We start from the raw sequence: 22,919 nt of genomic DNA, 5'->3' as shown, positions 1-22,919 counted from the left end.
GCCGTGGGGGCGGCGGGAGGGGCGGCATCGGCGGGGGACGCGGCGTCGACCGGATCCCCCGCCGCGCCCCGGTGCGGCGCATCAGCTGGGAAGGTTGCGGAGAAGGCTTGGCGACCGGCCGAGGGAGGGCGCCGGCCGGGGGCCGCCGGGAGCAGCCGGGGCGACACCGCGCTCGGGGCGGTGACCGGGGCCAGCCCGGCCACCACCGTGTTGACGATCTCGGCGGCGTACGACCCGTCCTGGTCGTAGTCGGGGTCGAAGACGGTCAGCTCGACGCCGAGGCAGTGCGGGGTGTCCACCAGGCCGGCGAGCAGGATCTCCAGCTCGGCGAAGGCGATCCCGCCCGCGTCCGGGGCGTCCACCGCCGGCATCACCGCCGGGTCGAGCACGTCCACGTCGACGTGCACCCAGTACCCGGCGCAGTCGGCCAGTTCCTCGTGCGCCCACTGAGCGGTGCGGGCCGCACCCTCGGCGCGCAGCGCCGGCACCGGCCGGGTGGTGATCCCGGCGGCCTGGAGGTCGAGGCGGTACTCGTCCTGCGCCCGGATGCCGAGCACCACCACGTCGATGTCCCGGAAGTACGGCCGGCGCCCCTCGATGGCCGCCAGGTCGGCCTGCCCGCGCCCGGTGACCAGGGCCAGGTCCTCCCCCGCCGCGGCCCCGACGTAGGAGGCGTTGCCGGGGTGCCGGAAGTCGGAGTGGCCGTCGACGAAGACGAGCCCGATCCGGCCGCCGACCGCCTCGCCGAGCCGGTGCATGGCCAGCGCCGAGCCGAGCAGGATCGAGCAGTCCCCGCCGAGCACGAGCGGAAACTCCCCCCGGTCGATGATCGAGCCGATCCGGTCGGCCAGCGCGGCCGAGTACGCGGCGATCTCCGGGGCGTGGCAGACGCCGTCGCCGGGACGCCAGTCGCCCGGGTCGTACCGGGGCGGGGTGAGGCAGCCGGCGTCGCGGGCCCGCAGCCGGGCCAGCAAGCCCTGGTCACGCAGCGCGCCGGGGGCTTTGCCGCAGCCGGGGACGGCGGTGGGGGTGGGTGGGCGCAGCCCGAGGTTGGACGGCGCATCGAGGACGGCGATTCGGCGCATATGGGCTCCCGTCCTCGTGGGTCGGGCGGGCCGGCGAACGCCGGCCCGCGCTGGCGTACGGCGAACTCAGAACAGGGCGCTGGCCAGGGACCGGCGGGCGGAGGCGACGGCGGGATCGTCCGGCCCGGCGACGGTGAACAGGCCGACCAGGTGCTGGCGTACCTTCTCCCGGTCCTCGCCGGCGCTGCGGCGGACCAGGCCGACCAGGCGCTGGTATGCCTGGTCCGCCATGCCGCTGAGCACCTCGACGTCGGCGGCGAGGAGCTGGGCCTCGACGTCGTCGGGGTCGGCCTGGGCGGCGGCGAGCGCCGCGCCCGGGTCCGCCCCGGCGACCCGGCGGGCCAGCCCGACCTGGGCCAGGCCGGCCTCGGCCGCGGCGTCCCCCGGCGACTCGGCGAGGATCTTCCGGTACGCCTGCTCGGCGGCGTCCAGATCGCCGCCCATCAGGGCGTCGTCGGCCTCGTCGAGGCGCGGGTCCTCCGGCTCGGCGACGGTGGCCCCGCCGGCCTTGAGCACCGCGCCGATCCACTGGCGCAGCTGGGCCTCGGGGACCACCCCGGAGAACGCGTCGACCGGCCGCCCGCCGACGACCGCGTAGACGGTGGGGATCCCCTGGACCTGGAACATCTGGGCGATGCGGGGATTGTCCTGGACATCGACCCGGGCCAGCACCCACGCGCCGTCGCCCTCGGCCGCCAGCCGCTCCAGCACCGGCGCGAACTGGTCGCTCTCCGGGTAACCGGCCGCGCCGAAGAAGACCACGACGGGCAGGTCCACGGAACGTTCGAGCACCTCGGACTGGAGGGTGGCCTCTGTCACGTCGATCACGGCGGCCCCGCCGCCGGTGGCGACGCCACCCGGCAGACCGGAGGGCGGGCCGGCCTGGGCCGGTGTGCTGGAACGGGTGGGGGCCGGTGCGGTGCCGCGCAGTGCGCTGAGGTCGACCGCGCCGCGGGTGAAGATCGACGAGGTGATCCGTGGGTCGCTCATGGTTACCTAGTCTCGCACGACCGCCGCCCAACTCCGATCAACCGCGACGGCGACAAATGTGACTCTCGCGGCTGGTCACCGGCCGTGTCGCCGCACCCCGTCGGGGGGTGCGGCGACAGCCGGTCAGAAGCGTGCCGGTTCGCGGTAGACGCCCCATTCGGCGCGCAGCGCGTCGCAGATCTCGCCGAGGCTGGCCTCGGCGCGGACGGCGTCGAGCATCGCCGGGATCATGTTCTCCCCGGTGCGGCTCACCTCGACCATCCGGGTCACCGCGGCGGAGACCGCCGCGTCGTCCCGGGCGGTCTTGCGCTCGGCCAGCATCCGGCGCTGCTCCAACTCCACCTCGTGCGAGATGCGCAGGATCTCCAGGTCCTTGGCGACCGTGCCGGTGTGGCAGTTGACCCCCACGATCCGCTTGTCGCCCTTCTCCAAAGCCTGCTGGTAGACGAAGGCCGACTCGGCGATGTGGCCGGTGAACCAGCCGTCCTCGATGCCACGCAGGATGCCGGAGGTCATCGGGCCGATCTGGTGCGGCCCCTCGCCGCCGAGCTGCCGGATCCGGGCGAAGATCTCCTCCGCCTCGGCCTCGATCCGGTCGGTGAGCGCCTCGACGTACCAGGAGCCGCCGAGCGGGTCGGCCACGTTGGTCACCCCGATCTCCTCCATCAGCACCTGCTGGGTACGCAGGGCGATCTCGGCGGACTCGTCGGTCGGCAGGGCCAGGGTCTCGTCGAGGGCGTTGGTGTGCAGCGAGTTCGTCCCGCCGAGCACCGCGGCGAGCGCCTCCACGGCGGTGCGGACGACGTTGTTGACCGGCTGCTGGGCGGTCAGCGACACCCCGGCGGTCTGGGTGTGGAACCGCAGCCACAGCGCCTTCTCACTGGTCGCGCCGTACACGTCGCGCAGCCAGCGGGCCCAGATCCGGCGGGCGGCGCGGAACTTGGCGATCTCCTCGAAGAAGTCGACGTGCGAGTCGAAGAAGAAGCTCAGCCCGGGGGCGAAGACGTTGACGTCCAGCCCGCGCGACAGCCCCAGCTCGACGTAGCCGAACCCGTCGGCGAGGGTGTACGCCAACTCCTGCGCGGCGGTCGAGCCGGCCTCGCGGATGTGGTACCCGGAGACCGACAGCGGCTTGTACCGGGGGATCTCGCGGGCGCAGTACTCCATCAGGTCGCCGATCAGGCGCAGGTGCGGCTCCGGGTCGAACAGCCACTCCTTCTGCGCGATGTACTCCTTGAAGATGTCCGTCTGCAGCGTGCCGTCCAGGGCGGACACGTCGGCGCCCTGCCGCTCGGCGGCCACCAGGTACATGCAGAACACCGGCACCGCCGGGCCGGAGATGGTCATCGACGTGGTGACCCCGGCCAGGTCGATGCCGTCGAAGAGCGTCTCCATGTCGGCGGCGGTGTCGATGGCCACCCCGCAGTGCCCGACCTCGCCGAGCGCCTGCGGGTCGTCGGAGTCGCGGCCCATCAGCGTCGGCATGTCGAACGCGACGGACAGGCCGCCGCCGCCCGCGCCGAGGATCATCTTGTAGCGCTCGTTGGTCTGCCGGGCGTTGCCGAAGCCGGCGAACTGCCGGATCGTCCAGGTGCGCCCCCGGTAGCCGGTCGGGTACAACCCCCGGGTGTACGGGAACTCGCCCGGCCAGCCGATCCGCTCGAAGCCCGGGTGCGTGACACCGTCCGGCGGGCCGTAGACCGGATCGACGGTCATCCCGGAAAGCGTGGTGAAGTCGGCGTCCCGCTTGCGTGCGGCGTCGTAGCGGGCCTGCCAGCGTGCCCGTCCGGCAGCGATCTCGTCGGCGTCCATGCGCGGGGCTCCTCCTCGGGTCCTCGTCAGAAGACCGAGTGTAGAACCCAAGCCTGAACGATCGCTAAGGAGTTCGGTACCGACTGGTAACCCGGCTCAGGCCGGAGGGCCGGCCGGCTCGCCCAGGGCCACGTCGTCGACCCGGATGTTGATCTCGTCGACCCGCAACCCGTACGCCTCGACGGCCTGGGTGACCGCCGCCCGCACCCCGTCGGTCACCTGCGGAACCGGCCGGCCGGCATCGATCACGATGACCAGGTTGACCACCGCCGCGCCGTTCGTGACGTGCGCCGAGCAGCCGCGCCGGGCGTCGCCCACCTGGTCCAGCCCGACCTTGTCGAGCACCGCGTTGAAGAACCGGGCCACGTCGCCGCCCAGCTCCGACACCCCGGGAACCGACCGCGCGGCGGCCACCGCGATCTTCTCCACCACCTCGTCGGAGACCTGGGTGGTGCCGCCCGCCACCGCGTCCGGCGTCACCGACAGCTCCTGCGTCGCCTCGTCGCCCATGCTCTCCCCCAGTACGCTCGCACCGCCCCACGGTGCCGTGGAGCGGTGCGAGCGTACTAGTTCGTGGGGGTCCGCAGTGGACATCTCAGGAGCGGAGCTGGGCCAGCAGTTCGTCGGCCGCGGCGTACGGGTCGAGGGCCCCCTCGGCCACCTTCGCGGCGAGCGTCGGCAGCTCCGTACCGTCGCGCAGCGAGCCGATCCGGGCGCGCAGCACACCCAACGCGATCGCCTCGATCTCGGCGGCGGCCCGCGCCTCCCGACGGCGGCGCAGCTCGTCGTGCTTGTCCAGCCAGTCACGGTGCTTGTCGATCGCGGCGGCGATGTCGTCGATCCCCTCGCCGCGCGAGGCGATCGCCCGGACCACCTGTGGCCGCCACTCGCCGGGCCCCCGCTCGCCCAGGGCGATCATGCCCTGGATGTCGCGGACGGTGGCGTCGACCCCGTCCCGGTCGGCCTTGTTGACCACGAAGACGTCGGCGATCTCCAGGATTCCGGCCTTGACCGCCTGGATGGCGTCGCCCATGCCGGGGGCGAGCAGCACCAGCGTGGTGTCGGCCAGCGAGGCGACCTCCACCTCGGCCTGCCCGACGCCGACGGTCTCCACCAGCACCACGTCGCAGCCGGCGCCCTCGAGCACCCGGACCGCCTGCGGGGTGGCCGCCGACAGCCCACCGAGGTGACCCCGGCTGGACATCGACCGGATGTAGACGCCCGGGTCGGTGGCGTGGTCCTGCATCCGCACCCGGTCGCCGAGGATCGCCCCGCCGGTGAACGGGCTGGACGGATCGATGGCGAGCACCCCGACCCGGTGCCCGCGCGCCCGCAGCGCGCGGACCAGCTCGTTGGTGGTGGTCGACTTGCCCACCCCGGGGGACCCGGTCAGCCCGACCACCTGGGCCTGACCGGCGTACGGGGCGAGAGCCGCCGCCACCTGGGGCAGCGCCTCGTCGCCGGACTCGACCAGAGTGATCAGCCGGGCCACCGCCCGGGGGTCACCGGCGCGGGCCCGTTCCACCAGCATCGGCACGTCCCGGCTGCGGCGCACCGACGGCACACCGGCGGCCGGTGCCTGCCCGACCGCTCCGCTCACCCTGCCGCCCTCGTTCGCGGCTGCGGGGCTCGCACACCCCGCCCACTCCTCGCGCTCACCCTGCCTCGCTGGAGCTGGGGACGTGGATGATCAGCGCGTCGCCCTGGCCGCCGCCGCCGCAGAGCGCCGCCGCGCCGGTGCCGCCGCCACGCCGCTTCAGCTCCAGCGCGAGGCTGAGCACCAGCCGGGCGCCGGACATCCCGATCGGGTGGCCGAGCGCGATGGCGCCGCCGTTGACGTTCACCTTGTCCGGGCTGATCCCCAGGTCGCGGGTGGACTGGACGCCGACGGCGGCGAACGCCTCGTTGATCTCGACGAGGTCGAGGTCGGAGATGCCCAGGCCGCCCTTCTTCAGGGCGTGGCTGATCGCGTTGGACGGCTGCGAGTGCAGCGAGTTGTCCGGGCCGGCGACGTTGCCGTGCGCGCCGATCTCGGCCAGCCAGGTCAGCCCGAGCTCCTTGGCCTTGGCCTTGCTCATCACCACCACGGCTGCGGCCCCGTCGGAGATCGGCGAGGAGCTGCCGGCGGTGATCGTGCCGTCCTTGGCGAACGCGGGACGCAGTTTGGCCAGCGACTCGACGGTGGTGTCCGGCCGGATGCCCTCGTCCTCGCCGATCACCAGCGGGTCGCCCTTGCGCTGCGGGATGATCACGGGGGTGATCTCCTCGGCGAAGTGGCCGTTCTTCTGCGCGGCGGCGGCCCGCTGGTGGCTGGCCGCGGCGAACGCGTCCTGCTCCTCGCGGGTGATGCCGTGCTTCGCGCCGTGCCGCTCGGTGGACTCACCCATCGAGCAGCAGTCCCAGGCGTCGGTGAGCCCGTCGAGCGCCATGTGGTCCTTGATCGTCACGTCGCCGTACTTGTAGCCGGCGCGCTGGCCGAGCATCAGGTGCGGGGCGTTGGTCATCGACTCCATGCCGCCGGCCACCACGATGTCGAACTCGCCGGCCCGGATGAGCTGGTCGGCCAGGGCGATCGCGTCCAGGCCGGAGAGGCAGACCTTGTTGATGTTCAGTGCCGGCACCGACATCGGGATGCCCGCCTCGACGGCGGCCTGCCGGGCCGGGATCTGGCCCGCGCCGGCCTGGAGCACCTGGCCCATGATCACGTACTGCACCTGCTCGGGGGCGACCCCGGCGCGCTCCAGCGCGGCCTTGATCGCGACACCGCCGAGCTTCGTCGCCGGGAGGTCCTTGAGGTTGCCGAGCAGGCGACCCATCGGGGTCCGCGCGCCGCTGACGATCACCGAAGCCACTTGCCTGCCTCCGAGGGGGATGCCGAGCCTTACACCTTAACGATTGTTTGGTTACCCGGGTGTTCGGTCAGACTAGCGCCATGGTTGAGAACTCCCCCGCCGAGCCCACTGCCGACTTCGTCACAGACATCGGCCTGCGCCGCATCGACCACGTCGGGATCGCCGTCACCGACCTGGACGCCGCGATCGACTTCTACCAGCGGACCTTCGGGATGCGCTGCGTACACACCGAGACCAACACCGAGCAGGGCGTCCGCGAGGCGATGCTGGCCGTCGGCCCGAGCGCCGAGGGCGGCTGCGTGCAGCTGCTCGCCCCGCTGACCCCGGAGTCGACCATCGCGAAGTTCCTCGGCCGCAACGGCCCGGGGGTGCAGCAGGTGGCGTACACCGTGGCCGACATCGACGTGGCCTGCGCGGCGCTGCGGGAACGCGGGATGCGGCTGCTCTTCGAGACCCCCCGCCGGGGCACCGCCGGCTCCCGGGTCAACTTCGTGCACCCCAAGGACGCCGGGGGCGTCCTCGTCGAGCTGGTCGAGCCCGCCGAGCACTGATCTGATCGCCGGCCGGGGGCGCGGCAGGGGCCCTGCCCACTCCCCCGCCGGCCCCTCCGACACCGGGCCCACCCTCGCCCGGCGAGCGCGACGACGCGCGGTTGAGCAGCCCAACGGACAGCTCCACACATCGGCCGATGCAGTTTTTCACAGACCCTTCCCGCCCTAACTACCGTTCAGTAACGTCCTGCTCCGACAGGAGCGGCCGTTGCCGGAGTCGGATGCCGACATCGCGGTCGGTACGCACCGGTGCCGATGGCAGCACCCCGGCCGAAGCGACGGCCACCAAGCGGATCCGCCGGGCCCCGACGCGGGTGCGGACGAACGGGAGGTCACCGTGCAGGACATCCTCGAAGCGATCATGGCGGTGGAGGGCTCCGACGAATCCGGGCGACAGCTCGCCGGCCTCGCCGGCCTTCCCGTGCCGAAGAGCTACCGGGGCGTGGTGGTGCGCGCCGACCAGGCCCGGATGTTCGAGGGGCTGGCCACCCGGGACAAGGACCCGCGCGAGTCCCTGCACGTCCAGGAGGTGCCGACCCCCGAGCTGGCGCCCGGCGAGGCGCTGATCGCGGTGATGGCCAGCGCGATCAACTACAACACCGTCTGGACCAGCATCTTCGAGCCGCTGCCCACCTTCAAGTTCCTCGAGCGGTACGGCCGGATCTCCGCGCTGACCGCCCGGCACGACCTGCCGTACCACGTGGTGGGGTCGGACGCGGCGGGCGTGGTGCTGCGCACCGGGCCCGGGGTGACGAAGTGGGCCGCCGGCGACGAGGTGGTGGCGCACTGCCTGTCGGTGGAGCTGGAGGACGCCGCCGGACACGACGACACCATGCTCGACCCGCAGCAGCGGATCTGGGGCTTCGAGACCAACTTCGGCGGCCTGGCCGAGCTGGCCGTGGTCAAGGCCAACCAGCTCATGCCCAAGCCCCGCCACCTGACCTGGGAGGAGGCGGCCAGCCCGGGGCTGGTCAACTCCACCGCGTACCGGCAGCTCGTCTCGCACCACGGGGCGAACATGAAGCAGGGCGACGTCGTACTGATCTGGGGCGCCTCCGGCGGCCTCGGCGGGTACGCCACCCAGATGGCGCTCAACGGCGGCGCGATCCCGATCTGCGTGGTGTCCTCCCCGGACAAGGCCGAGCTGTGCCGGCGGATGGGCGCCGAGTTGGTGATCGACCGGGCGGCGGAGGGGTTCCGGTTCTGGTCCGACGAGCACACCCAGAACCCGGACGAGTGGCGGCGCCTCGGCGAACGGATCCGGGGGCTGACCGGCGGCGAGGACCCGGACATCGTCTTCGAACACCCGGGCCGGGAGACCTTCGGCGCGAGCGTCTACGTCGCCAAGCGCGGCGGCACCGTCGTCACCTGCGCCTCGACCAGCGGCTACCAGCACCAGTTCGACAACCGCTACCTCTGGATGCACCTGAAGCGGATCGTCGGCAGCCACTTCGCCAACTACCACGAGGCATGGCAGGCCAACCGGCTCGTGGCGCTCGGCCAGATCCATCCGACGGTGTCGAGGACGTACCCGCTGGAGCAGGCCGGCCGGGCCGCGTACGAGGTGCACCGCAACCAGCACCAGGGCAAGGTGGGGGTGCGCTGCCTCGCCCCGACCGACGGCCTCGGCGTGCGGGACCCGGAGCTGCGCTCCCGGCACGAGGACGCGATCAACCGGTTCCGCGGTCGCTGAGCCGTCCGGACGCCGCACGGCACCCGGGCCGTCCGGGGGATGCCCGGCCGGCCATTGCGGTGGCCGCGCATTGCCTTTCGACAAGGGTCATCGGCCCTCCTTTCGCGTGATAACGCCACGAGTCGACAAAGGGTCGCGGAGTGTTCGCGCGGCCCTTTGCCCGCCCGGCCGGCCGACCGCCCGACCCGGCCGGGAGCTGCCAAGATCGCCGTCGACACGGGCCGGGTGACAGCGGCCAGTTGACCATGTAAAGAGGACACGAAAGCCCCGCACCGCTCTTGCGAAACACCCCGGGGCGTCTGCGAGTATGTCCCAATGCCCCAGCAGCAGTCCTCCCCTCTTGCGTTCTTCGATAACGCGAACTCGCAGCCAGATTTCACCGTTGGCCTGCGCGGATACAACGTTGGGCAGGTCGATGACTTCATCGGTCGACTCACCGCCGCGCTGACCCAGTCCGAGCAGGCCCGCGCCGAGGCCGAGCAGCGGATGAACGACGCCCAGCGTCGGCTCCGCCAGGCCGAGCAGCGTCAGAGCGCGCTGGAGCAGAAGCTCACCGAGACCAACAAGCAGCTCGAGGAGAACAGCCGGCCGACCCTCTCCGGCCTGGGCACCCGCGTCGAGCAGATCCTGCGGCTGGCCGAGGAGCAGGCCAACGACCACCGCAACGAGGCCAAGCGCGAGTCCGAGGGGATTCTCTCCGCGGCCCGCCTGGAGGCCCGCGAGATCACCGACAAGGCGCGCGCCGAGGCTGCCGCGATGAAGGCCACCGCCGAGCGCGAGGCCGGCAGCGCCCGCACCGCCGCCGAGCGGGAGGCCGCCGAGGTCCGCGTGCAGGCCCGCCGGGAGGCGGACACCCTGCGCGCCGACGCCGAGCGGGAGACCAAGCAGCTGCGCACCGTCACCGCGCACGAGGTCGCCGAGCTGAAGTCGACCGTCGAGCGGGAGGTCGCCACCCTGCGCGCCACCGCCGAGCGCGAGATCACCCAGCAGCGGGCGAAGGCGGCGCGGGAGGCCGAGGAGAAGCGCGCCGAGGCGACCAAGCTGCTCACCGACGCCCGCGACAAGCGCGACAAGGACCTGCAGGCCCTGGAGCTCCAGCTCGCCGAGCGGCGCGAGAAGTCCGAGCGCGAGGAGTCCGAGCGGCACGCCGCCCAGGTCACGCAGACCCAGAAGCTGGTCGGCGAGGCCGAGCAGCGGGCCCGGGCCGCCCAGGAGCGGGCCAAGGAGATCGAGCAGCGCGCCGAGGCCCGCCGGGTCGAGTCCGAGCGCACCGCCAACGAGACGGTCGAGAAGGCCAAGTCGCTCTCGGAGAAGACCCTCAACGAGGCGAAGTCCGAGGCGAAGCGGCTGCTCACCGAGGCCCGCACCGAGGCCGACCTGACCACCCAGGCCGCCCGCCGCGAGGTCGATGACCTCACCCGCCAGAAGGACGCCGTCACCTCGCAGCTCGGGCAGATGCTCTCCGGCCTCGCCGGCATCGTGCCGGGCATTCCGTCGGCGCCGGCGCCGGCGCAGGCCAAGCCGGCGGCCGCCAAGGTGGACGCCAAGGACGAGCGGGTGACTGCGGAGCCCGCCGGCTGAGCGACCGTACGGCCGGGGCATGACACGGCGCGGGGTGACACCGGGTGACCGGTTCAACCCCGCGCCGTATGCGTTTCCCAGCCCTTGACACCGCTGTCGGTGGCGTTTGTGAAGTACCTCCCATCCGGGCCGCCCGTATCGCCCCAGCCGAGCCTGATGCGTGTGAGGATGGGGGCATGTCGCGCGGCGAGGAACTGTTCGCCCTCGGCGGGGATGTGACCACGGAGCCCAGCTTCGAGTCCGCCCTGCGGGGGTACGAAAAACGACAGGTGGACCGGTACGTCGCTCGTGCGGAGCACGAGATCGCGACCCTGGCGGCCGAGCGGGAACAGGCGTACACACAGATCCACAAGCTGGCCGGGCAGGTCGAGGTGCTGCAACGCGACCTCGCCCAGGTGCGCAAGCAGGTGGGGGTGGTGGACCGGGCCTCGTTCCGGCACCTCGGCCCCCGGGTCGAACAGATCCTCGGCCTCGCCGAGGAGCAGGCCGACGACATCCTGGCCGCCGCGAACGAGGAGATCGAGGCCCGGCGGGCCTCCGCCGAGCACATCGTCGCCGAGGCCAAGGAGCAGGCCGCCCAGGCGCTCAAGGACTTCGAGATCGCCCTCGCCGCCCGGCGGGCCGAGGAGGAGCGGCACAGCGCCGGCCGCCGCGCCGAGGCGGACGCCACGCTCAGGGCCGCCAAGGAGGAATCCACCCGGCTCGGAAGGGTTGCCCAGGAGGCCCTCGCGAAGGCCCAGCAGGAGGCCACCCAGCTCCGGGACGCCGCCAAGGAAATCCACACCCGGGCCCAGCAGGAGGCGACCAAGCTCCGCGAGGCGGCCAAGGAGGTCCTGGCCAAGGCCCAGCAGGAGGCCACCCAGCTCCGCGAGGCGGCCAAGGAGGTGCACGCCAAGGCCCAGCAGGAGGCCAGGCGACTCACCGATTCCGCCACCGAGGCCGGCCGGGCCACCCACGCGAAGGCGTTGCAGGAGGCCAAGCGGATCACCGACGACGCCGAGGCGGCGGCGAAGGGCAACCGCGACCGGGCCCAGCAGGAGGCCGAGCGGCTCACCGCCCAGGCAGCCGAGGCCACCCGGCACCAGCGCGCGGAGACCGAGGCGTACGTGCAGCGGATGCGCACCGAGACCGAGGCGTACGTGCAGCAGTCGCGCGCCCAGACCCAGCAGGAGCTGGGCGCCTGGCGGGCCGGGGTGGAGAAGGAGGTCAACGACCGGCGGGAGGTGGCTGACCGCGAGCTGGCCGGGCGTAAGGCGAGCGTCGAACAGGAGTACGCCAAGCGCCGGGACGAGCTCGACAAGCAGCACGCCACCCGGCAGGGCGAACTGGACGAGCAGCACGCCACCCGGCAGACCGAGCTGGAGCAGCAGTACACCGCCCGGCGCGCGGAGATCGAGGGCGGTGCCGCCGAGATCCGGCGCGCCGCCGAGCAGGACGCCCTGACGATGCGCCAGCAGGCCGAGGAGGAGGCCGCCACCCTGCTGGGCCGGGCCGAAACCGACTCGACCGACAAGCGCCGCAAGGCCGACGAGCACGTGGCCGCCTCCCGCCGCCAGTTCGAGGAGTACGCGGCCACCACCCAGCAGCACCTGGCCACCACCCAGCAGCACCTCGCGGCCACCCAGCAGGAGGTGGCCTCGGGCCGCCAGCAGCTGGCCCAGGTGATGCTCGAGATCGCCCAGGCCCAGCAGCAGCTCGCCGACCTGCGGCAGGAGACCTGGCAGTCCCGGCAGGAGTCCGACGAGCTCCAGCAGCAGATGCTCGACCTGCGCCACCAGCTGGCCGGCGCGCGGCTGCCGGGCGACGCCACCGGCCCAACCCTGGTCACGCCGAGCCTGGACGGCGCGGGGCCGGTCAGGACCGGCGACGGCAAAGTGCCGGCGGCGGCCCACAACGGCACCGCCCCGGCGATGGCTGCCGGCGGCCCCGGTCCGGCCGCCAAGGCCACGCCCGGCCCCGGCCCCGCCGGCGGTGGGGCCGTCAAGGCGACCGCCGGCGCGGGGGCGGCGAAGGCCGCGCCGGCCGACGACGCCGGGCCGGTCAGGGCCCGACCGGTGGCCGAGCCGGTCACCACCGTGGACGGCGGGGCGGCCAGCGCGGGGGTCGACGGCGAGCCGACGGTGGCCGCGGTGCCCGGCGAGGGAGGCCGGAAGCCCACCCCCACGAAGATCACCAGCACCGGCGAGAACGGCAAGCGGCCGACCAAGCCGACCACCGACGAACGCAGCGCCAAGCCGAGCAAGGTGACCATCGAGGCCGAGTGAGCGGGCCCACCGGTGGCTCCGGGCGACCGGGCCTGCGGGGCCTGGTGAGCGGGGGTTGGCCCTGGTATCACCAGGCACTACCCTCCCGGGCAGGAGCCCGCGTGCCCGGCGACGTCCGCGGGCCCGGGAGAGGGTCTCCGGTCGGGGCACCGGAGCGCGCGGAGGAGGCCCGGTGACGCAGGACGCGCCGGTAGGCGGTAGCCCACCGGACGACGAGACGACCGCAGCGGCCCCGACCGACGACCGCCCGCCACGCGACACCCCGGCCGACAGGCGGGGAGGCCGGAAGCCGACCGACGACGTCGACGCGAGTGACGCCGACGCGAGTGACTTCGAGGTGCCCGGCGAGGTCGCCACCGGCTCCGGCCGGTTCGGGCCGCCGGGGCGTCCGTTGCGTCGCAACAGCTTCCTGGTCGGCTTCACCGGTGCGCTCGGCGTGCTGCTGGCGTACGCCGTGTTCCTCGGCGTGCGCAACTCGGCCGGCATCCTCGTGCTGGTGGTCATCGCGCTGTTCCTGGCCGTGGGGCTCAACCCGGCGGTGGTCCGGCTGCGCTCGTGGGGACTGCCGAACGGCCTGGCGGTGGCGACGGTGGCGCTGACCGTGCTGCTGCTGATCGTCGGCGGCCTGGTGGCGCTGGTGCCGCCCGTGGTCACCCAGTCCGGTCAGTTCGTCGAGCAGCTCCCCAACTACGTGGAGGAGCTGCGCCGCAACGAGGCCGTGAACGACTTCGTCGTGCGGTTCGACGTGATGGAGAAGGTCCAGGCGGCGGCGAACGCCAAGACAATCGGCCGGGCGCTGGGCGGGGTGCTCGGCGGCGCGCAGCTGATCGCCGGCACCCTCTTCCGGGCGCTCACCGTGCTGGTGCTGACGATCTACTTCCTCGCCTGGTTCGACCGGCTGCGCCGCGTCGGGTACTCGCTGGTGCCCCGCTCGCGTCGCCGTCGGGTCCAGCTGATCGGCGACGAGATCCTCGCCAAGGTTGGCGCGTACATGGTCGGCGCGCTGAGCATCGCCGTGCTGGCCGGCGTGACCACCTTCGTGTTCGCGCTGATCGTCGGGCTGCCGTACCCGTTCGCGCTGGCGGTGGTGATCGCGGTGACCGACCTGATCCCGCAGATCGGCGCGACGCTGGGTGCGGTGGTGGTGAGCCTGGTCGGCTTCGCCACCAGCCTGCCCGTCGGGATCGCCTGCGTCGTGTTCTTCGTGCTGTACCAGCAGGTGGAGAACTACCTGATCTACCCGAAGATCATGCGCCGATCGGTGGAGGTCAACGAGGTCGCCGCCCTGCTCGGGGCGCTGCTCGGGGTGTCCCTGCTGGGCGTGGTCGGCGCGCTGGTCGCGATCCCGCTGGTGGCCGCCCTCCAGTTGATCCTGCGCGAGGTGGTCCTCCCCCGCCAGGACGCCCGCTGACGGACGCCCCGAACACCGGGAGCCCCGGGGCGTCGGCAGGTCGGCCGGCTCCGGCGCGGCCGGGTCAGTCCGCGCGCGGGCCGGGGACCGGGGTGTCGGCGAAGGACGCGACCGTCCGGTCGGCGTACGCGCTGACGTCGCCGGTCTGGATCGGGCCGTCCCAGGTGCGCGGCAGGGGCAGCGGGGCGGCCGGGTTGACCCGGCGGACGATCTCGTCGAGCACGGTCTCGGCGTCGCCGACCCACAGGTGCTTCGCGCCGGGCACCCCGACCAGCTCGGCCTGCGGCACCGCCGCGAAGCGCTCGCGGGCCTCGTCGGGGCGCAGGTAGTCGTCGAACTCGGGCACCAGGGCGGTCAGCGGCTTGCCGCTCTCGGCCCAGTGGGTGAGGTCGTCGGGGGCCGAGAAGCGCAGCGGCGGGGAGAGCAGGATCGCCCCGGCCACCGCCGGGTCGCAGCCGTACTTCAGCGCCAGGTCGGTGCCGAACGACCAGCCGACCAGCCAGATGTTCGGCAGCTCGGCGAACTCGGCGTACTCGATGGCGGCGGCCACGTCGAAGCGCTCGCCGGCCGCGTTGTCGAACGCGCCCTCGCTGGTGCCGCGCAGGCTGCTGGTCCCCCGGGTGTTGAACCGGAGCACGGCGAGGTCGGCCAGCGCCGGCAGCCGCCAGGCCGCCTTGCGGAACACGTGGCTGTCCATCATCCCGCCGTGGGTGGGTAGCGGGTGCAGGCAGACCAGCGTGCCGACCGGCTCCCGGTCCACCGGCCGGGCCAGCTCGCCGACGAGCCGCAGACCGTCTGCGGTGTGCAGCTCGATGTCCTCGCGGTGCCCGGGCAGGATCGACGACGCGCGGATCGGTGTGCTCACCGTCCCAGTCTCCCGCGCCACCGCCGTCTGCGCCCGGCGGGGCGGAAACGGGGTGATCCAGATCGCTCAGCCGTACCGGGGGGCGCCCCGGCCACGCTGGACCCCCGGGCCGCGCCGGTCGCGCGCCCGCCAGCAGCCGCTGTGCCAGTGCCTGCGGTCGGTCAGGTCGCCCCGGTCGTCCGCCGGCCAGGCCACCAGGTGCGCCACCCCCGGGCGGATCTCCTGGTCGCAACCCGGGCAGCGGTACGTCTTGGCCGACGCCCCGCCGCTGATTCCGCGCACCTGCCAGTCGCCGTCGCGCCACTGCTGCACGGTGGGCACGCCGTGTCGGGCCTGGTCGGCGTTCAGTTGGACGTGCTCGTCCCGGCGGGGGCGGTTGCGACGAGGGCTCACGGTCACCAAGCGTACGAGCCGACCGCCGGGCCGCCCCCTCCCGGGGCGGCCCGGCGTGATCACCAGGTCTCGGGCCGGGTGAGGTCCTCGGCGACTCGAGCCCCGCCGAGCACCTTCGTCGCGTCGGCCTCCGTGAACCCCCGGTACGACCCGCCGAACGAGGCAACGAGGTGCGCCTTGGGCAACCCGAGCAGCTCCAGCTGATCCCCCTGGGGGGACAGGTAGGCGGGCCGGTCCCCGATCGTCCGGTTGCCCTTTGCGCGAGTGCCGGCGCTGTCGTTGTCGTAGCCCAGTTCGACACGCATCCGGTCCGCTTGCCCTCGGGCGAGCACCAGAGACGCCGAGAACGTGGCCGGGAAGTTCGCCAACGTCACCTCGCAGCCGACGACCCGGGCACCCTCAGGCAGGGCGGTCAGTTGTACCGGAGCGGCGCATCGGTAGGCCCGGTCCAGCCGCAGCGCGGGGGCCACGTCGAGGAGGTCCTGGTGGTTCTCGGCGGTCACGCTGGCCCGGGCGTACACCCCGGGGGCCGGCTGCCAGTGCCGGAGCCAGATCGATTTGCCGGAGACGGTCTCGTGGGTGACCGCCCCGGCGAAGGCCCCAGGCCTCTCCGGCGCCGCCACCACCATCGGCAGTCCGTCGACGGACGTCGCCATCGGCAGTCCGTCGACGGACGTCGCCAGCAGCCGTCCGGCGGACCCAGCGATTTCCACCGTCACCGTCCGGTCACCGCCAACGCCGACCCGAACTCTCTCCACCCCGTCCTGGACCGCCCAGGACAGGTACCGGGGGCCGTCCGGGGCGACGCCGAAGTGCAGCACGGCCGGGTCGGCGCCGATCTGGTCGGGCCGGGCCGCCGCGCCCGGCACACCGTCAGCCGGGGGCGGTGCCACGGCCCCCCCGGCGGAGGCGGTCGAGGTGGCCGGCTGGCCCGGGAAGGGCAGGCCGATCGGGCCGGTGGCGACACCGACGCCGAGCAGGGCCGCTACACCGAGCGCCGTGCCGGCGACGGCCCGGCGACGACGGACCCGACTGCGTCCCCGGGTCACCGCGCCGGCCGTCAGCCGATCGGTGTCCACATTGCTCTCGGCACGCTCCCGCAGGGCGCTGGTGATCCGTTGGTCGAGGTCGGTCACGGCCGGCTCCCGTTCGTCGTCGGGACGCCGCAGCGCTCCCGAAGATGGATGAGCGCCCGCATCGCGTGGGTGCGGACGGTGACCGGCGAGCAGCCCAGGATCTGCGCGATCGTGGCGTCGTCGAGATCCTCGTAGTAGCGCAGCACCAGCACGGCCCGTTGCCGGTTCGGGAGCGCGGCGATCAGCCGCCACATCTCGTCCCGGTCGGCCGACTCCCCACCCAGGTCACCCCGCTGGGGCTGCTCGGCGAAGGTCGACGTGGCGAGTTCCCGGCTGGACCGGCGCCGCCACCACGAGTGGTTGGCGTTGACGAGCATCCGGCGCACGTACACGTCGGGCCGGTCGGCGCGGACGATCCGCCGCCAGTGCACGTACGCGCGCGCCAGCACGTCCTGGGTCAGGTCCTCGGCCCGGTGCTCGTCCCCGGTAAGTAACCGGGCCAGCCGAAGCAGCGCCGGGCCGCGGGTGGCGACGTACTCCTCGAAGGTCACATCCCTGAAGACGCGGCCGGCGGCTCCCGGCGTTTACCCGCTCAGCGGCGGGTGTGGTCGCGGAACCCGCGCCCGGTCTTGCGGCCCAGGTAGCCGGCGGTGACCAGGTGCTCCAGCAGCGGGGCCGGGGCGAAGCCGGGCTCGCGCAGTTCCAGGTACAGCTCGCGCTGGATGGCCAGCGAGACGTCGAGGCCGACCACGTCGAGCAGCTCGAACGGGCCCATCGGGTAGCCGCAGCCGAGCTTCATCGCGTGGTCGATGTCGTCGGCGGTGGAGTAGCTGGCCTCCAGCATCCGCACGGCGTCGTTCAGGTACGGGAAGAGCAGCGCGTTGACGACGAAGCCGGACCGGTCGGCGCAGACCACGCCGGTCTTGCCCAGCGCCGCACAGACCGCGCGGGCCGTGACGGTGGTCTCCTCGGAGGTGCGGATGGTCCGCACGATCTCCACCAGCGGCATGACCGGCGCCGGGTTGAAGAAGTGCAGCCCCACCACGTCGGCCGGCCGGTGGGTGGCCATCGCGACGTCGATCACCGGCAGCGAGGAGGTGGTCGTGGCGAGCACGACACCCGGCTTGCAGATCTCGTCGAGGCTGGCGAACAGGGCCTTCTTGACGCTCAGTTCCTCGATCACGGCCTCGACGACGAGGTCGACGTCGGCGAGGTGGTCCAGGGTCGCCGACCAGGTGACCCGGCCGAGGGCGGCGTCCCGGTCGGGCTCGCTGAGCTTGCCCCGCACCACGCCCTTGTTCAGCGAGGTCTTGACCGCCTCGCAGACCTTCGCGGACTTCTCCGCGCCCCGGGTCACCGAGACGACCTCGTAGCCGGCCTTCGCGAAGACCTCGATGATCCCGGTGGCCATCGTCCCGGAGCCGACCACCCCGACCTTCGCGATGGCCCGCGCGCCGTCGGCCAGCGCCGGCCCCGCCGCCGTCGGCGTCCGCTCGTCCGGTACGACCTTCGGCGAGCCCGGCCGCTCGTAGGTGTAGAAGCCCCGGCCGGACTTCCGGCCGAGCAGCCCCGCGGTGACCATCTGCTTGAGCAGCGGCACCGGCGCGTGCCGGCGGTCCCGCCCGCCCCGCCGGTACATGGTGTCCAGGATCTCGTAGGCGGTGTCGAGGCCGATCAGGTCCATCAGGGCGAGGGGGCCCATCGGCAGGCCGCAGCCGAGCTTCATGGCGGCGTCGATGTCCTCGCGGGTGGCGTAGTGCGACTCGTACATCGCCACGGCGTGGTTGAGGTAGCCGAACAGCAGCGCGTTGGCGATGAAGCCGGCCCGGTCGTTGATGGTGACGTCGACCTTGCCGAGCCGGGCGCAGAGGGCCTCCACGTCGGCGACCACCTCGGCGGAGGTGACCACCGTGCGGACCACCTCGACCAGCTTCATGACCGGGGCGGGGTTGAAGAAGTGGATGCCGATGACCTGGTTGGGCCGCCCGGTGGCGACCGAGATCTCGGTGACCGACAGCGAGGAGGTGTTGGTGGCCAGGATCGTCTCGGGCCGGCAGATCCGGTCCAGCTCGGCGAAGAGCCGCTGCTTGAGGTCGAGGTGCTCGGGGACCGCCTCGATCACCAGGTCCACCGAGTGCAGCGCGTCCAGGCCGACCTGGAAGTCCACCCGGGAGAGCAGGGCGTCCCGGTCGGCCTCGGCGAGCTTGCCCCGGGCGACCGCCCGGTCGGTCGATCCGGTGAGGTTGGCCCGGCCGCGCTCCAGGGCGCCGGCGGAGATCTCGACCGCGACCACGTCGATGCCGTTGCGCGCGAAGACCTCGACGATCCCCGCGCCCATGGTGCCCAGCCCCACGACACCCACGCTGGTGAACTCGCGCGCCACGACCGGCCTCCCAGTGCTCCACGAGACCGCTGAACGGTCACTAGGGTTATGCGCGCGAGTCTGCCATGTGACGTTCAGTTGTCGAGCCACGGTGGGGTATTTCACGAGGTGGGCGCGGTCGGCGCTGTCGAGGTCGGCGGCCTCAGGTGCGGGCGGCGGGCGGGGCGGCGAGCGGCAGCGGGAGGGTGGGGCGGCGGTCACGGTTCCGGGCAACCGGGCTCAGCCGCAGCCCGACGGGGTCGGTCCGGGCCAGACCCGGGTCGAAGAAGCGCAGCTCGGTACGGCCCAGCCGGATCACGTCCCCGTCGGAGAGCTGCTCCGGCCCGTCGATCCGCCGGTCGTTGAGCCAGGTGCCGTTGGTGGATCCCAGGTCCACCAACGTGACCCCGCCGACGGTCAACCGCACGCTGGCGTGCCGACGGCTCAGGTGCGGATCGTCGACGGCGATGTCCACCGTCGACGCGCGGCCGATCACCTGCGGCTCCGTGCGGAGCCGGAAGCTCGCCCCACGCATCGGCCCGCCCGCCACGGTCAGCAGCGGCATCAGTTCCGGAAGATCCTCCATGGACGGTCAGCCTCCAGCCACCGGTGTCCCGGCGTCAGCGTGCCATCACGTGGTAGCCGTCCCCACCACCGGCCGGTCACCTCCGCGACCCCACGCGGTCATCTCCGGTTAGCCGGTTCGGCTCCCGCCAGAGCCATCCGGCCCGTCCCGCCAGTCGGGTTTCGGCGCCGTCGACGCCACCGGCCCTCGGGCCGTCCGGGGGGTGGCTTCCGGGTGGCGCGACGCCGGCCTCCCGGGCTGCCGGCACCCGGCTCTTCGGCACCTGGCTCTCCAGCACCCCGGTTCTCCGGCACCTGGCTCTTCAGCACCTGGTTCTCCGGGCCACCGGGGACCTACCAGCGGGTAGCTTCCGGGTCTAGACTTCCGCCATGACGGCTGTGCGTGTCCCGGGTGCCCCGGTCATCGAGGACGGTCGGCTGGTGTCGACCAGCCCCGCCACCGGCGCGGAGGTGGGTCGGCTGCCGGTCGCGGCAGCGGCCGACGTCGCGGCGGCGGTGGACCGGGCCCGGGAGGCTGCGGCCTGGTGGGCCGGGCTCGGCTTCACCGGCCGCCGGGAGCGGCTGCTGCGCTGGCGCGGCGTGCTGGCCCGGCGGATCGAGGAGCTGTCCGAGCTGGTGCACGCCGAGGGCGGCAAGCCCGTCCCCGACGCCATCGTCGAGGTGCTCACCGCGATCGAACACATCGACTGGGCCGCCCGCAACGCCGGCCGGGTGCTCGGGCCGCGCCGGATGCGCTCCCGGCTCATCCTCGCCGAGTTCTCCGCCCACCTGGAATACGTGCCGTACGGGGTGGTCGGGGTGATCGGCCCGTGGAACTACCCGGTCTTCACGCCGATCGGCTCCACGGCGTACGCGCTCGCCGCCGGCAACGCCGTCGTCCTCAAGCCCAGCGAATACACCCCGGCCGTCGGCCAGTGGCTGGCCGACGCCTTCGCCGAGGTGGTGCCGGAGCATCCGGTGTTCACCGTGGTGCACGGCCTCGGCGACGTCGGGGCGGCGCTGTGCCGTTCCGGGGTCGACAAGCTGGCCTTCACCGGCTCGACGGCCACCGCCAGGAAGGTGATGGCGGCCTGCGCCGAGTCGCTGACCCCGGTGCTGCTGGAGGCCGGCGGCAAGGACGCCATGATCGTCGACAGCGACGCCGACCTGGACGCCGCAGCCGAGGCGTGCGTCTGGGGCGCGCTCACCAACGCCGGCCAGACCTGCATCGGCATCGAGCGGGTGTACGCGGTGGAGCCCGTCTTCGACGCCTTCGTCAGCAAGGTGGTGGAGAGGGCCGGCCGGCTGACCGTCGGCGCCGAGGGGGCCGACATCGGCCCGATCACCATGCCCGCCCAGCTCGACGTGATCCGCCGGCACATCGACGACGCGCTGGCCCGGGGCGGTCAGGCCGTGCTCGGCGGCGCGGACGCGGTACGGCCGCCGTACGTGCACCCGACCGTGCTGGTGCAGGTGCCGGAGGACTCCGCCGCCGTCCGCGAGGAGACCTTCGGCCCGACGCTGACCATCAACCGGGTCCGCGACGCCGACGAGGCGGTAGCCCGCGCCAACGCCCTCCCGTACGGCCTGGGGGGTTCGGTCTTCGGCCGGCGGCGGGCGGTGGCCATCGCCCGGCGGCTGCGCTCCGGGATGGCCGCGGTGAACTCCACCCTGACCTTCGCCGGGATGTCCACCCTGCCGTTCGGCGGGGTCGGCGACTCCGGCTTCGGCCGGATCCACGGCGAGGACGGGCTGCGCGAGTTCGGCCGGGCCAAGGCGGTCACCCGCCGCCGGGCCCGGTCGCTGCTGCCGGCGATGACCTTCGAGCGCACCCCGGCCGACGTCGCCCGCCTGATCAAGGTCACCAAGCTGATGTACGGTCGCCGCCGCTGACCCGCCCGGCCACTGACCGGCTCGCGCCGCTGACCCGCCGCGCCAGCCGCGCGCTCGGCGGCTGACCGGGGCGGGCCGGCGGCCGGTCGGGGGGCGATCAGAACAGGGTCAACTCGTCACGCTCGATACCGCGCAGCTTGTCGTAGTTGACCACCACGCAGCGGATGCCCCGGTCCGTCGCCAGCACCCGGGCCTGCGGCTTGATCTCCTGGGCGACGAAGACGCCGCTGACCGGGGCGAGCAGCGGATCGCGGTTCATCAGCTCGAGATAGCGGGTGAGCTGCTCCACCCCGTCGATCTCGCCGCGCCGCTTCACCTCGACGGCGACCGCGCCCTGCGCCGCGTCCCGGCAGAGCAGGTCCACCGGCCCGATCGCCGTCATGTACTCCCGGCGGACCAGGGTGAACCCCTCGCCCAGGGCGGTCGGGTTGGCCGCCAGCAGTTCCTGCAGGTGCGCCTCGACGCCGTCCTTGCGCAGGCCCGGGTCGACGCCCAGCTCGTACGAGGTGTCCTGGAAGATCTCCTCCAGGGTGATCCGCAGCTCCTCGCCGGCCTTGTTCACCACCCGCCACACGCCGGGGGCCTCCTCCAGCCGACAGGGCGGGCTCATCCAGTTCAACGGCTTGTACGCCCGGTCGTCGGCATGGATCGACACCGACCCGTCCGCCTTCACCATCAACAAGCGAGTGGCCAGCGGCAGGTGAGCCGAGAGCCGTCCGACATAGTCCACCGAGCATTTCGCAATCACCAGCCGCACCCGACGAGGGTAGCGGAGACCCCAACCTCCGCCGTCGAGCGGCACTGGCGTGGCGGTGCCATGCTGAGACGGTGTTCGAAGTGCTCACTGGTACCGGGCTCGCCGCATCGGCGGGCCTGAACGCCTACATACCCCTGCTCACCATGGGATTGCTGGCCCGCTACACCGACCTGATCGACCTTCCCAGCGGCTGGCAGTGGCTCGGCAACGGCTGGGTCATGGTGATCCTCGCGGTGCTGCTCACCGTCGAGGTCGTCGCCGACAAGGTGCCGGTCGTCGACCACGTCAACGACGTCGTCCAGACAGTGGTGCGGCCGACCGCGGGCGGGCTGGCCTTCGGTGCCGGTTCCAGCTCCGAGACGGTCACGGTCAGCGACCCCGGCCATTTCTTCTCGTCCAGCCAGTGGGTGCCGGTGGTGACCGGCGTGCTCATCGCCCTCGGCGTACACCTGCTCAAGTCCGCCGCCCGCCCGGTGATCAACGCGACCACCGCCGGTGTGGGCGCCCCGGTCGCGAGCACCGCCGAGGACGCCACCAGCATCGTGATGTCCCTGGTCGCGATCATCCTGCCGGTGCTGGTGCTGGCCTTCCTGGTCGGCTTCGTCCTCTTCCTCTTCTGGTTCCTTCGCCGCCGCAAGGGCCGCCGCCGCGAGCGCCAGGCCGCCCGCGCCGCCGGCTTCCGCGTCTGATCACCCACCCACCTCACGAGCCCTGGACTTCGTTCCCGCAGACGCCACTGGCCGGGTCCCCTTGTCGGGGGCCCGGCCGGT

General features: G+C 73.1%; 19 protein-coding genes and 1 pseudogene. 7 read left to right on the top strand and 13 right to left on the bottom strand.

Annotation, left to right across the window (positions count from 1 at the left end):
• Positions 1-106: 106 nt before the first annotated feature.
• From OG559_RS17500 to OG559_RS17475, 6 genes and pseudogenes are all read right to left on the bottom strand, one after another.
• Positions 107-1,085: pseudogene (locus OG559_RS17500) on the bottom strand (arginase family protein); the annotation flags it as partial.
• 66 nt (positions 1,086-1,151) lie between these two features.
• Entirely contained in the window at positions 1,152-2,075 is a 924-nt protein-coding gene (locus tag OG559_RS17495; protein WP_405105089.1) for a tetratricopeptide repeat protein, read from the bottom strand.
• 123 nt (positions 2,076-2,198) lie between these two features.
• Complete coding sequence (locus OG559_RS17490; protein ID WP_405105087.1) at positions 2,199-3,887, bottom strand: methylmalonyl-CoA mutase; 1,689 nt, start codon at positions 3,885-3,887, stop codon at positions 2,199-2,201.
• A 96-nt stretch (positions 3,888-3,983) separates the two neighbouring features.
• Positions 3,984-4,481, bottom strand: a complete 498-nt coding sequence (locus OG559_RS17485) for an Asp23/Gls24 family envelope stress response protein (protein ID WP_405105085.1) — start codon at positions 4,479-4,481, stop codon at positions 3,984-3,986.
• A 1-nt stretch (position 4,482) separates the two neighbouring features.
• Positions 4,483-5,418, bottom strand: a complete 936-nt coding sequence (gene meaB / locus OG559_RS17480; protein WP_405116741.1) for a methylmalonyl Co-A mutase-associated GTPase MeaB — start codon at positions 5,416-5,418, stop codon at positions 4,483-4,485.
• 124 nt (positions 5,419-5,542) lie between these two features.
• Positions 5,543-6,739 carry an acetyl-CoA C-acetyltransferase gene (locus OG559_RS17475; protein ID WP_405105083.1) on the bottom strand — a complete coding sequence of 399 codons (1,197 nt, stop codon included), beginning with the start codon at positions 6,737-6,739 and terminating at the stop codon, positions 5,543-5,545.
• A gap of 80 nt (positions 6,740-6,819) precedes the next feature.
• On the opposite strand from OG559_RS17475, the gene mce reads away from it, so the two are divergent.
• The 5 genes from mce (at position 6,820) to OG559_RS17450 (ending at position 14,239) form a co-directional block, all read left to right on the top strand.
• Complete coding sequence (gene mce, locus OG559_RS17470) at positions 6,820-7,290, top strand: methylmalonyl-CoA epimerase (RefSeq protein WP_405105081.1); 471 nt, start codon at positions 6,820-6,822, stop codon at positions 7,288-7,290.
• 337 nt (positions 7,291-7,627) lie between these two features.
• Positions 7,628-8,983 carry a crotonyl-CoA carboxylase/reductase gene (gene ccrA, locus OG559_RS17465; protein ID WP_405105079.1) on the top strand — a complete coding sequence of 452 codons (1,356 nt, stop codon included), beginning with the start codon at positions 7,628-7,630 and terminating at the stop codon, positions 8,981-8,983.
• 315 nt (positions 8,984-9,298) lie between these two features.
• A complete protein-coding gene (locus OG559_RS17460; RefSeq protein ID WP_405105077.1) occupies positions 9,299-10,564 on the top strand; it encodes a cell division protein DivIVA in 1,266 nt (421 codons plus the stop codon).
• Positions 10,565-10,740: 176 nt separating this feature from the next.
• Positions 10,741-12,828 (top strand): hypothetical protein, encoded by a 2,088-nt coding sequence (locus tag OG559_RS17455; protein WP_405105075.1) that lies wholly within the window; start codon positions 10,741-10,743, stop codon positions 12,826-12,828.
• A 337-nt stretch (positions 12,829-13,165) separates the two neighbouring features.
• On the top strand, positions 13,166-14,239 hold the full coding sequence (locus tag OG559_RS17450; RefSeq protein WP_405116739.1) for an AI-2E family transporter: 1,074 nt from the start codon (positions 13,166-13,168) through the stop codon (positions 14,237-14,239).
• 64 nt (positions 14,240-14,303) lie between these two features.
• Here OG559_RS17450 and OG559_RS17445 read toward each other — a convergent pair whose 3' ends face one another.
• The 6 genes from OG559_RS17445 to OG559_RS17420 form a co-directional block, all read right to left on the bottom strand.
• A complete protein-coding gene (locus tag OG559_RS17445; RefSeq protein WP_387015786.1) occupies positions 14,304-15,104 on the bottom strand; it encodes an alpha/beta hydrolase in 801 nt (266 codons plus the stop codon).
• Positions 15,105-15,170: 66 nt separating this feature from the next.
• A complete protein-coding gene (locus OG559_RS17440) occupies positions 15,171-15,452 on the bottom strand; it encodes a hypothetical protein (protein ID WP_396670725.1) in 282 nt (93 codons plus the stop codon).
• 104 nt (positions 15,453-15,556) lie between these two features.
• Positions 15,557-16,633 carry a hypothetical protein gene (locus tag OG559_RS17435; protein ID WP_405105073.1) on the bottom strand — a complete coding sequence of 359 codons (1,077 nt, stop codon included), beginning with the start codon at positions 16,631-16,633 and terminating at the stop codon, positions 15,557-15,559.
• A complete protein-coding gene (locus tag OG559_RS17430; protein WP_405105071.1) occupies positions 16,630-17,124 on the bottom strand; it encodes a SigE family RNA polymerase sigma factor in 495 nt (164 codons plus the stop codon). The genes OG559_RS17435 and OG559_RS17430 overlap by 4 nt, the downstream gene beginning before the upstream one ends.
• A gap of 41 nt (positions 17,125-17,165) precedes the next feature.
• Positions 17,166-18,956: a 3-hydroxyacyl-CoA dehydrogenase family protein gene (locus OG559_RS17425; RefSeq protein ID WP_405105069.1), complete on the bottom strand. Its 1,791-nt coding sequence runs from the start codon at positions 18,954-18,956 to the stop codon at positions 17,166-17,168.
• Between the two features lie 142 nt (positions 18,957-19,098).
• On the bottom strand, positions 19,099-19,521 hold the full coding sequence (locus OG559_RS17420; RefSeq protein WP_405105068.1) for an FHA domain-containing protein: 423 nt from the start codon (positions 19,519-19,521) through the stop codon (positions 19,099-19,101).
• 368 nt (positions 19,522-19,889) lie between these two features.
• Between OG559_RS17420 and OG559_RS17415 the strand changes: the two genes are divergently transcribed.
• Entirely contained in the window at positions 19,890-21,392 is a 1,503-nt protein-coding gene (locus OG559_RS17415) for an aldehyde dehydrogenase family protein (protein WP_405105067.1), read from the top strand.
• Positions 21,393-21,489: 97 nt separating this feature from the next.
• Here the strand turns inward: OG559_RS17415 and nucS are convergent, their stop codons facing one another.
• A complete protein-coding gene (nucS, locus tag OG559_RS17410) occupies positions 21,490-22,149 on the bottom strand; it encodes an endonuclease NucS (protein ID WP_350884471.1) in 660 nt (219 codons plus the stop codon).
• A 71-nt stretch (positions 22,150-22,220) separates the two neighbouring features.
• Between nucS and OG559_RS17405 the strand changes: the two genes are divergently transcribed.
• A complete protein-coding gene (locus OG559_RS17405; protein WP_387015774.1) occupies positions 22,221-22,838 on the top strand; it encodes a DUF4126 domain-containing protein in 618 nt (205 codons plus the stop codon).
• Positions 22,839-22,919: the final 81 nt, after the last annotated feature.

Origin of the sequence: Micromonospora sp. NBC_01405 (assembly GCF_045040155.1) — a bacterium.
In the GTDB taxonomy this organism is placed as follows: Bacteria; Actinomycetota; Actinomycetes; order Mycobacteriales; family Micromonosporaceae; genus Micromonospora.
Note: the sequence above shows the minus strand (reverse complement) of the source record. Positions and strands in the feature narration are given on the sequence as shown.

Excerpts from the sequence above, each read along its gene's own strand:
- OG559_RS17495 (WP_405105089.1), bottom strand. The coding sequence starts at position 2,075 with ATGAGCGACCCACGGATCACCTCGTCGATCTTCACCCGCGGCGCGGTC.
- OG559_RS17490 (WP_405105087.1), bottom strand. The coding sequence starts at position 3,887 with ATGGACGCCGACGAGATCGCTGCCGGACGGGCACGCTGGCAGGCCCGC.
- OG559_RS17485 (WP_405105085.1), bottom strand. The coding sequence starts at position 4,481 with ATGTCCACTGCGGACCCCCACGAACTAGTACGCTCGCACCGCTCCACG.
- meaB (WP_405116741.1), bottom strand. The coding sequence starts at position 5,418 with ATGCTGGTGGAACGGGCCCGCGCCGGTGACCCCCGGGCGGTGGCCCGG.
- mce (WP_405105081.1), top strand. The coding sequence starts at position 6,820 with ATGGTTGAGAACTCCCCCGCCGAGCCCACTGCCGACTTCGTCACAGAC.
- OG559_RS17460 (WP_405105077.1), top strand. The coding sequence starts at position 9,299 with ATGCCCCAGCAGCAGTCCTCCCCTCTTGCGTTCTTCGATAACGCGAAC.
- OG559_RS17455 (WP_405105075.1), top strand. The coding sequence starts at position 10,741 with ATGTCGCGCGGCGAGGAACTGTTCGCCCTCGGCGGGGATGTGACCACG.
- OG559_RS17420 (WP_405105068.1), bottom strand. The coding sequence starts at position 19,521 with ATGGAGGATCTTCCGGAACTGATGCCGCTGCTGACCGTGGCGGGCGGG.
- OG559_RS17415 (WP_405105067.1), top strand. The coding sequence starts at position 19,890 with ATGACGGCTGTGCGTGTCCCGGGTGCCCCGGTCATCGAGGACGGTCGG.